Below are 14,196 nucleotides of genomic sequence, written 5' to 3' on the forward strand. Positions count from 1 at the left end.
CACAATAAAAAATCCCCCGTAACAATGACGCGTTGTTACGGGGGACAAATAACTGGCTCAGTATTAATCAATCACGGTTATATTTATTACAACACCCGGCGATGATTGGACCAATATTTTCAAAGGCTGACGGAGAGATAATCTCCACATGTGCACAGTCCTGGCGATACACCTCCAGCTCCGCGATCCACGGCGCCCAACTGCGCTCCGGACTTACGCCTTCCGGCAGGGTGCGCTCGGCAACAAACAGCGTCGCGCGCCCATCAAAGGGAACGCTGTGCGCGCTGGTCAGTAAGCGAACCGCATCAGCGTAGTTCCCTTCAATAGTGCTAAACAATTCGCCAGAGGCGTTCCCCTGCTGCGCGGCCAGAAAGGCTTCCCGCTCGCGGTCAATTTCTGCCAGTACTTCCGGGTCGAGTCCATTGGCCTCTTTTTCTGACCAGTTCTGCGTTTCCGGCGGCCAGGTATCTAGCAGGCCGAGGAAGGCGACGGTTTCACCCCGCGCCCGCAGACGTGCGGCAATACCGTGCGCCAGCGTGCCACCGAGAGAATAGCCCAGCAGGTAATACGGACCGTGCGGTTGTTGTTCAATGAGCGTCGCCAGATGGTGTTCGCAGACCGCGTCCAGATCGGTTGCCGTCTGCATCGGCCCTTGCGGACGCGGCGACTGGATACCGGTAATGGACCATTGCGGACTGAGATAGCGCGACAGTACGCTAAACTGCCAGGCAAATCCTGATGCCGGATGGAAACAAAATAGCGTTGGGCCGTCGCTTTTGCGTAACGGCAGCAGCGTTTCAAACCCCAGACGCTGTACCTGTGCGTCATCATCCGCATCCAGCAGTGCCGCCAGTTGCGCTACCGTCGAGGCCACCATGACCTGCCCCGGCGTCACCTGACGGGTGACGGTCCGGCTCAGTTGCGCCGCCAGCTTCATGGCCAGTAGCGAATGGCCGCCCAGCGCAAAGAAATCGGCCTCAACGTCGTTGACGTCACAGCCCAGCAGCTCACTGAATGCCTTCGCCACCGTTGTTTCACTACCCGGCTGCGGGGCTCTTCCTTTGGCTCGCGATGTTAATTCCGGCATCGGTAGCGCTTTACGATCCAGCTTACCGTTGGCGCTGAGCGGCAGTTGCGCCAGCTGCAGCAACACCACTGGCACCATATGCGGCGGGAGCTTTTCCCGCAGTTGTGCCTGGAGCGCGGGGATATCAAGCGGAAGTCCTGACTGCGAGACCAGATACCCCACCAACTGGCGGGCATCGCCTCCTGTTGCCGCCGCCTGATTAAAGACGCAGGCGTGAACCACCGCCTGTTCAACATCAGGCAACGCCTGCATCACACGATCGATCTCGCCCAGTTCGATACGCTGACCGCGGATCTTGAGCTGATCGTCACTGCGTCCCAGATACTCCACCGCACCGTTATCCAGCCAGCGCGCAACGTCTCCGGTACGGTACATCCGCTCTCCCGGCGCAAACGGATCGGCGATAAACCGACTCGCCGTGAGGTCCGGCCTGCCAAGATAGCCCTGTGCGAGTTGGATACCGGTCAGATAGAGATCGCCCGCCACGCCAACAGGAACCGGATGCATCATCGCATCCAGGATCCGCAACCCGGTATTCCATACCGGGAAACCAATCGGTACGCTGCTGCCAGTGACGTTTGCCAGTTCATCGCCCCAGGCCGGATACCAGCTGACATCAACCGCCGCCTCCGTTGGGCCATACAAATTATGTAACGGGGCATGCGTCAGCCGTTCCCACTCGCGACATAAATCAGCAGGTAAGGCTTCGCCGCTGCAAAAGACATGCTTTAACGTTGCACAGCTTTCACCGGCGCTCTCTGGCGTCAGCGAGGCGACGAATGCCGCCAGCATCGATGGCACAAAGTGGGTCGTCGTCACCCCGTAGTGGGCAAAGAAGCGCTGCATGGCCAGCGGATCGCGATGCGCTTCCGGTTCCGCCATCACCAGCTTCGCCCCGGCGATAAACGGCCAGAAGAATTCCCACACCGAGACGTCAAAGCTGCATGGTGTTTTTTGCGCCACGACGTCCTGCGTCGTCAGCCCATACTGGTTTTGCATCCACAGCAGACGGTTAACAATGGCGGTTTGCCCGACCATCACCCCTTTCGGTCTGCCCGTTGAACCAGAAGTAAAGATGATGTACGCCGTATGCTGCGGTTGCGATAACCCCAGCGGCGCGCTATCGCCTGCCGACAGCGGTTCGCTATAGCAGAGGCTTTCCAGCCCCGGAATATCGCTAAAGCGTGGTAACTGTTCTGCTGTGGTGATCAGCAGTTTCGGCTGCGCGTCTTCCAGCATCATTCGCAGACGATCGTCCGGATAACCGGTATCTAATGGCAGCCAGGCCGCACCGGCCTCAACAATCCCGTGCAACGCCAGCGTCAGAAATACGGAGCGCGGTAAGGCCACCGCGACGCTATCACCCGGCTGCACGCCGTGTTCACGCAGCATACCGGCGAGCGCCACCACCTGTTCGCGCATTTCGCGGTAGCTGAAATCATAGCGGGCATCCGCCAGCGCGGGCGCGTCCGGCGTTCTACTCGCCTGTTCCGCCACCAGCGCACTGAGCGTCGTGGACGGGATCTCAACCGCCGTGGCGTTGACCTGCGCAATCTGCTGATATTCAGCAGGAAGCAGCAGATCGGCATCACCACAGCACAAGGCTGGGTTAGCGGCAAACTGTTCGATCAGCGCCATCAGACGCAACGCATGCTGTTTGAGCGTGGCTTCATCATAACGTTGTTGGTTGGCGAGAAGCTCAATGCTCAGTCCGCCTTCTTCATCCGGGAACAGCGCCAGTTCAAGATCGTTAACCGGTCCCGTCGCCAGCGTATGGGTTTGCGCCGTGACACCCGGGATCTCCAGTTGATAGTCGAAGACTTTGACGTTAAGCACCGGGCCAAAAAGCGGATCTTCTCCGGCCGCCCGGCCGCTGTCGCGGACGATTTGCTCCGCATCATAGCGCTGATGACGGCGCATTTTCTTAAGCTGGGCGGACAGCCGTTTTGCCAGTTCTGGCAGTTTTTCTGCAGCATCAATACGCACGCCCAGCGGTAACACGTTGAGTACGGGGCCGGTGGCGGTCAGCGCCGCCGAGCCCATGCGGCGCATAAAGATAAAGCCTGCCGCGTATTCCATCCGGCTGCACAGTCGTCCCAGCCAGAGCGCTACCAGCGCCAGCGCCAGATCGGTTCGCTGCACGTCAGGCAGTTGCGTCGCCAGGTGGCGAAACGCGCCTTCCGGGGCGTTAAGCTTCATGCGGTAAATGTCAGACGTCGCCGCCCGTCCCGGCAGCGGTGCGGGTGAAAGCGACGCTGGCGGCGGAAGCTGTTTGCGCTGCTCGGCCCAGAACGCGCCATCGCGTTGCCAGGCCTCACTCTGACGATACTGCTGATACTCTTCCACCACCTCAGCAAACGGCGTGAAGGGTGAGTCAGGCGTCGCGTCCCCCCGGAGCCATGCGCTGTAAATTGCCGCTATCTGGCGGGTAATCGCCGGGAAACTGAAACCATCGACCAGTAAATGATGATAGCGCTGATACCAGTACCACTGGTCGTCACCAACCTGGAACAACTGATGATGTACCAGCGGCTTGCCGCCATCGACGCGCAGATTTTGCTGCAGGTCGGCCTGCATCAGCGCCAGCGCGGCATCATGCGGGTTCGCCGCGCTGCGGAGATCGCAAATCTGCGGTTCAGCAAACGTAAAAGCGTCATCGACCCATTGCCAGACGTCGCCGTTATCCTCGGTAAAACGCATCCGTAAGGTATCAGCCTGCTGTAAACCGGTGACGACTGCGCGCGCCAGTCGTTGCGCATCCAGTTCACCGGTTAACGCCACATAATGTGCGACGCTCCAGGCGGAAGGTAATGTGGAGAGTTTTTCCGCCATCCAGATGCCAGGCTGTGCGGCAACAAGCGGTAAACGAGGGCTCATTGCGCCTCCTGCGAAACGGCGTAATAACCGGGAATTAACGTGGTCCAGTGACGCGCCAGCCACTGCTGGCAAGCTTCCTGAGACTGCGGTTCGCATACCATCTGCCAGCCAGTAGGTAATGCGCAATGCTGCGGCCAGAGGCTAAACTGCTGTTGCGAATTTTGCAGAATGTAGAACTGTCCCTGCGGGTTATCGAAGGGATTACTGAATTCCATACTCAACTCCTGTCGTGGAAAATCGTTCGCTCAGAGCAGCGGCTTCCAGAGGTCGATCAACCCCTGCGTCAGGCCACCACGCCAGCAAAGCGCATCATGTCCGCCGTCAACCTGACGCCAGAAAACCGACTGCTGTGTCGTCTGTAGTTGTGTGTAGAGCGCCTGGTTCGCGCGAAAGATAACCGGCTCGCGGACTCCCGCCTCGAGGACAATCCGCAATCCCTTTGCGGACAGCGTACCGGTGCGAAGTTGTTCAATAATCAGCCCGTTCTGTTGACCGCCGCGATGGGGCCACCAGTAAGAACCGGACTGGCTGAGCACGCAGCCAAAGCGCTGCGGCCAGTGCAACCCGGCAAACAGCGATGACAACCCGCCAAAACTTTGCCCTGCAACGACCGTGCGCTCAGGACGATCGCTGAATGGCGCAACATGCCGGACCTGCGGCAATAATTCGTGTTGCACCGCCAGCCAGAAATCCGCGTTGCAGGGAAGTTCACGGCTGCGGTGTGTGGTATCAATGGCATCAATAAGCAGATAAACCGCTGCTGGCAGTTGCCCCCGCTGAGTGAGTGAAGTGAGCGCTGGCCAGACGGGCATGCTCTGCGCCCAGAATTGCCCATCGAGGAGAACCGCCAGGGGGCGATCATCCGGCTGCGCATCACCAGTCGTAAAGACCCATACCCGACGCGTATTGCCCAGACGCGCGCTGTTCCAGTGCAGAACCACCGGCGATGACACTGGCGTTTGTGGGGCGTCCCAGCCCGGTTGCGCAGGGGCCTGCGGCATCTCAAGCGCCGACACGGCGTGCCCTCGCCCCCCTTTCCAGCTCACCGGATTAAGCGGATCGGCAATCGCCTGTGGCAACAGTTGCCGCCAGCCTTCGCGCAATGCCGTGCGATCCAACACGCCATCAGCCTTCAACGAGGCAAACGACTCGTCCTGCGTTGAGGGAATAAAACAATAACTGCCGCGCCAGTTAGCGCTTAACACGGTCTGCCACTGCCAGACATCCGTTCCGACAATACGCTGCATCGTTTGAGGAAAGACATTCTGGTGATGATCGGTAACGCCAGTGATGTATACCCAGACGCGCTGAATGGCTGAGTGAAACTCACTCCCCTGCGGATCGCGCCACCAGAAGGTCACCCGGTAATTTCCGTCTGCTTCACGCGTCCATTGCGGACCGTTTTTTGACTGCCACCAGGCCTCACTGCCTACCGTTAACGCCGTCACCGTCATAACCTCATGTTTATTGTGATTTTTTTCATTGTTTGATGAAATATATTGATAATATTATTGATAACTATTTGCATTTGCAATAGCGTATTGACGCGCCGTGGGAAGCGCGAACAGTTTTTAACCAACCGCGCTGCGGGCTTTTCTGGAACGGAGGGTTTTCGCAGAGGCGGGCGACATCGGGCCGGATACCGATCTCAGGTGCCTGGTACACGTGGCTAAAGAAAAGCAGGAAATACAATGAACAAGAAGATTCATTCCCTGGCCTTATTGGTCAACTTAGGGATTTACGGGGTAGCGCTGCCCGCAATGGCAGAAGAAACCGCTGATAGCACCGCCGTCTCTCATGAAGATACTATTGTGGTTACCGCCGCCCAGCAGAACTTGCAGGCTCCTGGCGTGTCGACTATCACCGCAGATGAAATTCGCAAAAACCCTCCCGCTCGCGACGTCTCTGAAATCATTCGTACCATGCCTGGCGTTAACCTGACCGGTAACTCGACCAGCGGCCAGCGCGGCAATAACCGTCAGATTGATATTCGTGGGATGGGGCCAGAAAACACCCTGATCCTGATCGACGGTAAACCGGTGACCAGTCGTAACTCCGTGCGCCTCGGCTGGCGCGGTGAGCGCGATACCCGTGGCGATACATCATGGGTGCCGCCGGAGATGATCGAACGCATTGAAGTCCTGCGCGGGCCTGCTGCCGCACGTTATGGTAACGGCGCCGCCGGTGGCGTGGTGAATATCATCACCAAAAAGGGCAGCAACGAGTGGCACGGCTCCTGGAATACCTATTTCAACGCACCGGAACACAAAGAGGAAGGCGCGACCAAACGCACTAACTTTACCCTCAACGGTCCGTTGGGCGGGGATTTCAGCTTCCGCCTGTTTGGTAACCTGGATAAAACGCAGGCCGATGCGCGTAACATCAACCAGGGCCATCAGTCTGAACGTACCGGCACCTATGCCGACACGCTGCCAGCCGGTCGTGAAGGCGTCATCAACAAGGACATTAACGGTGTGGTGCGCTGGGACTTCGCGCCGATGCAGTCGATTGAACTGGAAGCCGGTTACAGCCGTCAGGGTAACCTGTATGCCGGGGACACGCAGAACACCAATACCAACCAGTTGGTGAAAGATAACTACGGCGAAGAGACCAACCGTCTCTACCGTCAGAACTACTCGCTGACCTGGAACGGCGGTTGGGATAACGGCGTCACCACCACCAACTGGGTGCAGTATGAACATACCCGTAACTCCCGCACGCCGGAAGGTCTGGCGGGCGGTACTGAAGGAATCTTCGACCCGAAAGCGTCACAGAAATATGTTGATGCCGACCTGAACGACGTCACGCTGCACAGTGAAATCAGCATGCCGTTCGATTTGCTGGTTAACCAGAACCTGACGCTGGGTACTGAATGGACCCAGCAGCGTATGAAGGATATGCTCTCCAACTCGCAGACCTTTATGGGCGGTGATATTCCAGGCTCCAGCAGCACCGACCGCAGCCCTTATTCAAAAGCGGAAATTTTCTCGCTGTTCGCTGAGAACAACATGGAGCTGACCGACAGCACCATGCTGACGCCGGGCCTGCGTTTCGATCACCACAGCATCGTGGGCGACAACTGGAGCCCATCGCTGAACCTGTCACAGGGCCTGGGCGATGACTTCACTCTGAAGATGGGCATTGCGCGGGCGTATAAAGCGCCAAGCCTGTATCAGACCAACCCGAACTACATTTTGTACAGTAAAGGCCAGGGCTGCTATGCCACGGGTGCCGCGACCGGCATCGGCTGTTACATGATGGGTAACGACGATCTGAAAGCAGAAACCAGCATCAACAAAGAGATTGGCCTTGAGTTCACACGTGATGGCTGGCTGGCAGGTGTGACCTGGTTCCGCAACGATTATCGCAATAAGATCGAGGCCGGTACGGTACCGATGGACCGCACATCGATTACCAACAAAGGCAAAACCACCTACACCGATATCTATCAGTGGGAGAACGTACCTAAAGCGGTCGTAGAAGGGCTGGAAGGGACGCTGAACGTACCGGTTAGCAACACCGTTAACTGGACCAACAACATCACTTACATGCTGCAGAGTAAAAACAAAGAGACCGGCGAACGCCTGTCGATTATTCCAGAGTACACGCTGAACTCAACGTTGAGCTGGCAGGTACATCAGGATGTTTCTCTGCAATCCACCTTTACCTGGTACGGCAAACAAGAGCCGAAGAAATACGATTACCAGGGTAAACCGGTGACCGGTTCGGACAAACAGTCCATCAGCCCATACAGCATCGTGGGTCTGAGCGCGACCTGGGACGTGACCAAAAATGTCAGCCTGACCGGCGGCGTGGATAACGTCTTCGACAAGCGTCTGTGGCGTGAAGGTAATGCGCAAACGACCGGTAGCACGACCGATGTCTCTTATATGTGTGGCGCAGGTGCGTACACCTATAATGAACCGGGTCGTACGTGGTACATGAGCGTTAACACACACTTCTGATGCCCTCTTCCCTCCTCCATCCGGAGGAGGGATTTTGATGACGCGATGCAGACAACCCACTTCCCTCTGATTCTGGCGCACCATACGTTGCAATGTGTGACGTTCGAGCCGGACACCTTCCACGAGCACGATCTGCTGTGGCTTCCTCATCATGCGCAACTGGCACGTGCCGGGCGTAAACGTAAAGCCGAACACCTGGCCGGTCGTATTGCCGCTGTTCATGCACTACGCGAGTGGGGTCATAAAAACGTACCGGGAATCGGTGAACAACGACAACCGTTATGGCCACATGGTCTGTTCGGCAGCATCAGCCATGGCGCCACTTCCGCACTGGCGGTGGTTTCACGCCAACCAGTGGGCGTCGATATAGAAACGATTTTCACACCGCAGACGACGGCTGAAGTGTGTTCGTCCCTTGTCGATGATGAAGAAGAACGGATTCTACGTTCCAGCACGTTACCCTTTCCTCTTGCCTTAACACTGGCTTTTTCAGCCAAGGAGAGCGTATTTAAAGCACTGTCACGTTGGTCGCACCCACTCCCGGGATTTGCGAGCGCAAAAGTCTCCGCACTGACAACTACGCAGCTAACACTACGTGTATTACCAATATTTTCGCCTAATTTCGCCTATCACGACGCCAACGTGTACTGGATACAACATCAGGACATGGTCATCACTTTATTCCCTCATCTCGCATCAGGATCGTGATCCTTTTCTCCTTTTAAACAATTAAGCGCGCAAAACGTAGACAGTTCAATGAAGTCGATTTATCGTTACTTTGAATAATAAATCATATTTGAATATATATTCAATGTGGAGAAAACGATGAACACGACCTTTGTAAAATCCGTCTTACTGGCTTCGATCCTTACAGCATCCGGCACGTTGTACGCGGCCGATAATGGACTCATCGCCATCATTACACCGTCCCATGACAACCCTTTCTTCAAAGCCGAAGCTGATGGCGCGGCGGCGAAAGCAAAAGAGCTGGGATATACCACACTGGTGGCTTCTCACGATGATGATGTGAACAAGCAGAACCAGCTCATTGAAACGGCGATTGCCCGTAAAGCAAAAGCCATTATCCTCGACAATGCGGGAGCTGATGCCACCGTAGGGCCGCTGGAAAAAGCAAAAGCCGCTGGCGTTCCGGCGTTTCTGATTGACAGGGAGATCAATAAAACCGGTGTTGCCGTGGCGCAAATTGTCTCCAATAACTATCAGGGCGCACAGCTTGGCGCTGAAAAGTTCGCCAAACTGCTGGACGGTAAAGGCCAGTACGTTGAGCTGTTAGGCCGCCAATCGGATACCAACGCGCATGTGCGTTCTCAGGGTTATCACGATGTACTGGATGACTATCCGGACATGAAGATGGTCGCTCAGCAGACCGCTAACTGGAGCCAGACCGAAGCTTTCACCCGTATGGAAGCCATCCTGCAAACTAACCCCAATATCGTGGGCGTCATTTCAGGCAACGATACCATGGCGCTCGGTGCTGAGGCTGCGTTAAAAGCCGCCGGGAAAAACAACGTTATCGTGGTGGGTTTTGACGGTAGCGACTATACCCGCGACTCCATCATTAACAAGAGCAATATCAAAGCGACCGTTCTGCAACCTGGCTGGCAACAGGCTCAGATGGCTGTTGAACAGGCGGATTACTACCTGAAAAACGGAAAAGCCCAGAAAGAAGAGAAACAGCTGATGGACTGCGTACTGATTGACGAAACCAACGCCAGCAAGCTGAACAAATTCAATCTGAGTCATTAACCGGAGGCATTATGTCGTTAACACAATGGGGTGCCGCGCTGTTAGGGTGCGCCACCCTGTTGCTGACGGCCTGCACGGTAGTCGATCTTGACGAAAATGGTAAGCCGGTGATCCCCGCCGATCCTAATGCCAAAGCCAGTTTCGACAATCTGACACCCCAGCAGATCGCGCAACAAACCTGGCAGCCACGCGTACTGGACGCCGCGAATCAACACGCCCTGGATGCAACCGCGCTGAGCGTCCGTATGGCGACACCGACAGCCACGCCAGAAAGCGTGTTCGTCCGTCTGACCAGTCGGATCGAAAAAATCGATATCTCCAACACCAGGGAGAAATCTTTCGTGATGAACGTCAACGGACAGCCTGTAGAAATTCAGATAGGGCCAGTGATGCGCGGCAATGCGATTCGTGATGCCTCAGGCTTTAAGTTTGAGGACTTTACCAACCAGGTGCAGTTTGCTCAGCTATCCCGGGCCTATAACCGGGAAGCAGTAAAAGCACTTCCACCGGTTGATGACAGTTGGTCAGGCAAAACCGCCACCGTGTTAATGGCGGTGACGCTGAACGGCGGTAAACCTGAGAATGCCGCAGCCCTGGCGTTGAAACAGGAGGCTCCGTAATGAACGATGTCCCTGCTGATGAAGTCATCCTGGAAACACAAGCTATCTCAATGCTGTTTCCTGGTACAGTTGCGCTGGATGCAGTGGATTACCGTGTCTGGCGCGGCAAAGTGAACGTCATTATTGGCGAAAATGGCGCGGGTAAATCCACGCTGATGAAGATCCTTGCCGGCGTTCAGCAGCCCAGCAGCGGTGAAATGCGGCTTAATGGCCAGCCTGTGCGCTTTTCCAGCACCCGGGATGCTGCCGCGCACGGTATCGGAATGGTACATCAGGAATTAAACCTATTCGAAAACCTGAACGTGGCAGAGAACATCTTCCTGGGGCGGGAGTTACAAAAAGGCGTGACCCCCATTAATGAGGCCGAACAGGAAAAACGCGCGGCAGAACTGCTGCAGCGTCTTGACCAGCCCATCTCCCCACGCGAACTGGTGGGTAACCTCAAGGTTGGACAGCAGCAGCTCATCGAAATCGCCAAAGCGCTGGCGGAAGATGCCGACATTCTGATTCTGGATGAGCCTACCTCAGCGCTGAGCAAAACCGAAGTGGAGATTCTGTTCCGGGTGATCCGCGAACTGACTCGTCAGGGCGTGTCGATCATCTATATCTCACACCGTCTGGAAGAGTTGATGGCGATTGGTGACGTGATCACCATTTTGCGTGACGGTAAATTCCAGGCTGAGGCAAAAGTGTGTGATATCGATGTGCCGTGGATTGTTCGCGAAATGTTAGGGAGCGACCCGGTCAGCAACTTCCTTGAACCTGGACGCACCTTTGGCGCGCCAGTGCTCGAAGCGGAACACATCACCTGCGTAAATGCAGCCGGGAACGCGGTCGTGAACGACGTCAGCTTTCGTGTTCATGCCGGAGAAATTGTCGGCATATACGGGCTAATGGGGGCAGGACGCACTGAACTGTTTGAATGCCTGCTCGGCACCGAGCGTAATTATCTCGGCAAATTATGGCTGGACAGTAAGCCCGTTCCGCAACGGTTAACCACCGCCGAGCGGATCCGCATGGGCATGAGCCTGGTGCCAGAAGACCGAAAGCGCACTGGAATTTTCCCGATATCGTCCGTCGCCACCAATCTGACCATCGCCAGCCTGTGGCGACGACTCCAGCGCGGCTTTGCCATTTCTCGCCGTGATGAAGAGGCCGTGGTCGTCAGTACAATTGGCGATCTGTCGATCAAAGTCTCGTCACCGGAGGTCGAAATTCAGGCTCTGAGCGGCGGAAATCAGCAGAAAGTCGTGATTGGCCGCTCGCTGTTGACCAATCCGAAAATCCTGTTTCTTGACGAACCCACACGTGGCATCGACGTGGGCGCGAAAGCCGATGTCTTTCGCATGATGGTGCAACTCTCGCAGCAGGGAATTGCCGTTGTCTTTTCCACTTCAGATTTGAAAGAAATTATGGCGGTGTCTGACCGCATTCTGGTGATGTCCGGTGGGAAACTGACCGCCGATATCGTACGCGATCGGGCCGAAGAATCGGCGCTGGTAACCGCAAGTGCTCAGGGGTTCTGACATGAAAACTGTTCAATCTGTCGCCATTACCCCCCGCTCCGGGGTGTCATTCTCACGAGAAAATATTCTGCTGCTGATCCTGAAGCTGCGGACCTTTATTGCGCTGTTTTTGATAGTGGGATTCTTTGCTTTTACCGTACCGGGATTCCTCTCCGGCGGAAGTATGGTCATCATGATCAAACATATCGCCATCAACGCCTTCCTGGCGCTGGGGATTACCTTCGTCATTATCACGGCTGGCATCGATCTCTCGATTGGCGCGACGCTGGGGCTGTGCGGCATGATTGCCGGCTGGTTGATAACCAAAGGGATAGTGCTGCCGATGTTTGGTATCGCTATTTTCCCCAGCGTCTGGGTAATCGTCCCGCTGGTACTGTTGATTGGTGGACTAATTGGCGCCGCAAACGGCTGGATTATCACGCGCTATAACGTTGCGCCATTCATCTGTACGTTGGGCACCATGTACGTTCTGCGGGGGGCGGCGATGTTAACCTCCGACGGCCAGACCTTCCCGGGACTTTCCGGCAATCCACAGTTAGGGAACACCGGGTTTGATGAAATAGGTGCCGGTACGCTGTTTGGTATCCCCTGGGCTATCTGGATGATGATTGTGCTGGCGTTGATCATTGCCTATGTAGCACGCCGCCTGCCGTTTGGTCGCCATGTTTACGCCATTGGCGATAACGAGCGCGCGGCTGAACTTTCCGGGGTGAAGGTCAAACAGGTGAAAATTTGGGTTTATACCCTTTCCGGCCTGTGCGCCGCCATTGCCGGGATTGTCGTATCAGCGCAGCTTTCCGCCAGCCATCCAGCAAACGGTACGGCATTTGAAATGAACGCCATTGCCGCCGTGGTGCTTGGTGGTACTTCGCTCGCCGGAGGGCGTGGCACCATTCTCGGGACGCTGATCGGAGCGTTTGTCATCGGCTTTCTCGCCGATGGACTGGTGATGATGGGTGTGAGTGAATTCTGGCAAATGGTAATCAAGGGGATCGTCATTATCGTTGCCGTCATCATTGACCAGATGCAGAATAGGATGCAGCAAAAGGCAGCGGTCGTCGCGCAAAAAGCGGCAATGGAAAGTCAGTAGCGAAGCACAACCTGCTCCGGGTGAAAACGCCCGGAGCGTCTCAGCCACCTATGCCTGTTTTACCAGACTTCGCGCAGTCGGATAATCAGTGATCAGTACGTCAATATAATTCCCCTGCAGCGCGCCGCGAATGGCGTTACGTTTGTCTTCACCGCCCGCCAGCGCAATCACGTGCTTACAGTCGCGAATTTGCGCCAGCTCCATGCCAATCACCGGATCTTCTTCATGACTGAGCACCGGTTTTCCGGCAGCATCATAATAGTGAAGGCAGATATCGCCAACCGCGCCCCTCTCCGCAAGCAGTTTAAGCATCTCTTCGTTATAATAGTTACCGGAGTTCTTCAGCAGTTGTGATGGTTCCAGTTCGCCAATCCCGACGATTGCCACATCCACCTCGGCAAATTTATCGACCACCGCAGCGACATCCGGACTGTTCACCAACCGGGTGCGTTCTTCAACAGAGTGCTCAATGCTTTGCGAGGGTAATAGCCACGACGGGCAGCCCAGATGCGCGGCCAGTTGTTGCGTGAGGATCGTTGCCTGCACGTTGCCATTTGGCCCAACGCCACCCAAAAGTTGGATCACACCCGCCGCACGAATATTCTGTGGATGCATCTCATCGACCATGCAACGAATCGTACTACTCCAGGAAGAGATTCCTACCAGATCCTCAGGACGAATGCGGGTTTCAACATAATGCGCCGCCGCACTGCCAATCGCGTGCTTGATTTGCGCCCCCGTAGGGTTGTCGCCCACATCCACTACGATCGCCTGGCGAATGCCGTATTGTTCTTCCAACGCCTTTTCCAGCGAGACAAAAATATTGGTCGGTTGCACTACTGTAATTTTTACCAATCCATCTTTTTGGCATCGCGTTAATGCACGCGACACAAAGGACTGCGAAAGATGCAGCAACGTGGCAATTTCTGACTGTTTTTTATTTTCGGCATAGTAGAGTGTGGCAATTTTCACCAGTAACCGTTGTTCATCCTGCTTCGACATGGCAATCCCCCTGTAAAGTCCCGTTATTTTTATTCATACCTGAATAGATAACAAGCGATCTCCTGCTTCTCACTATCAAGGCAAGTGTGATCCTTTTCTCCTTTCTCCAAAATTTGCCTGCACAAAGCGTAGACAAACCCCGGGACAAGGCATATCTTTAATAGTGAATAATAAATCAGTAGTGAATATATATTCCTATCGATAACTAAACAACTTAACAAGGAGTTAATCTCTCGCTTTGGCAAGTGGTCAGGTTATTACA

At 55.4% G+C, this 14,196-nt stretch carries 10 protein-coding genes; 6 read left to right on the forward strand and 4 right to left on the reverse strand.

Annotation, left to right across the window (positions count from 1 at the left end):
* Positions 1-67: 67 nt before the first annotated feature.
* The 3 genes from entF to fes are packed head-to-tail and all read right to left on the reverse strand — an operon-like array spanning position 68 to position 5,460.
* A complete protein-coding gene (gene entF, locus WM46_RS11625; protein ID WP_102602312.1) occupies positions 68-3,964 on the reverse strand; it encodes an enterobactin non-ribosomal peptide synthetase EntF in 3,897 nt (1,298 codons plus the stop codon).
* Positions 3,961-4,179, reverse strand: a complete 219-nt coding sequence (locus WM46_RS11630) for an MbtH family protein (RefSeq protein WP_061076784.1) — start codon at positions 4,177-4,179, stop codon at positions 3,961-3,963. The genes entF and WM46_RS11630 overlap by 4 nt, the downstream gene beginning before the upstream one ends.
* A 30-nt stretch (positions 4,180-4,209) precedes the next feature.
* Positions 4,210-5,460 (reverse strand): enterochelin esterase, encoded by a 1,251-nt coding sequence (gene fes / locus WM46_RS11635; RefSeq protein WP_262360497.1) that lies wholly within the window; start codon positions 5,458-5,460, stop codon positions 4,210-4,212.
* A 195-nt stretch (positions 5,461-5,655) separates the two neighbouring features.
* On the opposite strand from fes, the gene WM46_RS11640 reads away from it, so the two are divergent.
* From WM46_RS11640 to WM46_RS11665, 6 genes are all read left to right on the forward strand, one after another.
* Positions 5,656-7,929, forward strand: coding sequence for a TonB-dependent siderophore receptor (locus WM46_RS11640; RefSeq protein WP_102602314.1), 2,274 nt, complete (start codon positions 5,656-5,658; stop codon positions 7,927-7,929).
* 45 nt (positions 7,930-7,974) lie between these two features.
* On the forward strand, positions 7,975-8,637 hold the full coding sequence (gene entD / locus WM46_RS11645) for an enterobactin synthase subunit EntD (RefSeq protein WP_102602315.1): 663 nt from the start codon (positions 7,975-7,977) through the stop codon (positions 8,635-8,637).
* 117 nt (positions 8,638-8,754) lie between these two features.
* The gene (locus tag WM46_RS11650) at positions 8,755-9,696 is read left to right on the forward strand and encodes a D-ribose ABC transporter substrate-binding protein (RefSeq protein WP_102602316.1); all 942 of its coding nucleotides are present in this window, start codon (positions 8,755-8,757) and stop codon (positions 9,694-9,696) included.
* A gap of 11 nt (positions 9,697-9,707) precedes the next feature.
* Positions 9,708-10,316 (forward strand): DUF2291 family protein, encoded by a 609-nt coding sequence (locus WM46_RS11655; protein WP_102602317.1) that lies wholly within the window; start codon positions 9,708-9,710, stop codon positions 10,314-10,316.
* A complete protein-coding gene (locus WM46_RS11660) occupies positions 10,316-11,842 on the forward strand; it encodes a sugar ABC transporter ATP-binding protein (RefSeq protein ID WP_187394481.1) in 1,527 nt (508 codons plus the stop codon). The genes WM46_RS11655 and WM46_RS11660 overlap by 1 nt, the downstream gene beginning before the upstream one ends.
* 1 nt (position 11,843) lies before the next feature.
* Positions 11,844-12,932, forward strand: a complete 1,089-nt coding sequence (locus WM46_RS11665) for an ABC transporter permease (protein WP_102602318.1) — start codon at positions 11,844-11,846, stop codon at positions 12,930-12,932.
* A 48-nt stretch (positions 12,933-12,980) separates the two neighbouring features.
* On the opposite strand, the gene WM46_RS11670 is transcribed toward WM46_RS11665, so the two are convergent.
* Positions 12,981-13,934: a sugar-binding transcriptional regulator gene (locus tag WM46_RS11670; RefSeq protein WP_102602319.1), complete on the reverse strand. Its 954-nt coding sequence runs from the start codon at positions 13,932-13,934 to the stop codon at positions 12,981-12,983.
* Positions 13,935-14,196: the final 262 nt, after the last annotated feature.

Origin of the sequence: Citrobacter freundii complex sp. CFNIH2 (assembly GCF_002880615.1) — a bacterium.
Lineage (GTDB): Bacteria > Pseudomonadota > Gammaproteobacteria > Enterobacterales > Enterobacteriaceae > Citrobacter_A > Citrobacter_A amalonaticus_F.

Excerpts from the sequence above, each read along its gene's own strand:
- entF (WP_102602312.1), bottom strand. The coding sequence starts at position 3,964 with ATGAGCCCTCGTTTACCGCTTGTTGCCGCACAGCCTGGCATCTGGATG.
- WM46_RS11630 (WP_061076784.1), bottom strand. The coding sequence starts at position 4,179 with ATGGAATTCAGTAATCCCTTCGATAACCCGCAGGGACAGTTCTACATT.
- WM46_RS11640 (WP_102602314.1), top strand. The coding sequence starts at position 5,656 with ATGAACAAGAAGATTCATTCCCTGGCCTTATTGGTCAACTTAGGGATT.
- entD (WP_102602315.1), top strand. The coding sequence starts at position 7,975 with ATGCAGACAACCCACTTCCCTCTGATTCTGGCGCACCATACGTTGCAA.
- WM46_RS11650 (WP_102602316.1), top strand. The coding sequence starts at position 8,755 with ATGAACACGACCTTTGTAAAATCCGTCTTACTGGCTTCGATCCTTACA.
- WM46_RS11655 (WP_102602317.1), top strand. The coding sequence starts at position 9,708 with ATGTCGTTAACACAATGGGGTGCCGCGCTGTTAGGGTGCGCCACCCTG.
- WM46_RS11660 (WP_187394481.1), top strand. The coding sequence starts at position 10,316 with ATGAACGATGTCCCTGCTGATGAAGTCATCCTGGAAACACAAGCTATC.
- WM46_RS11665 (WP_102602318.1), top strand. The coding sequence starts at position 11,844 with ATGAAAACTGTTCAATCTGTCGCCATTACCCCCCGCTCCGGGGTGTCA.
- WM46_RS11670 (WP_102602319.1), bottom strand. The coding sequence starts at position 13,934 with ATGTCGAAGCAGGATGAACAACGGTTACTGGTGAAAATTGCCACACTC.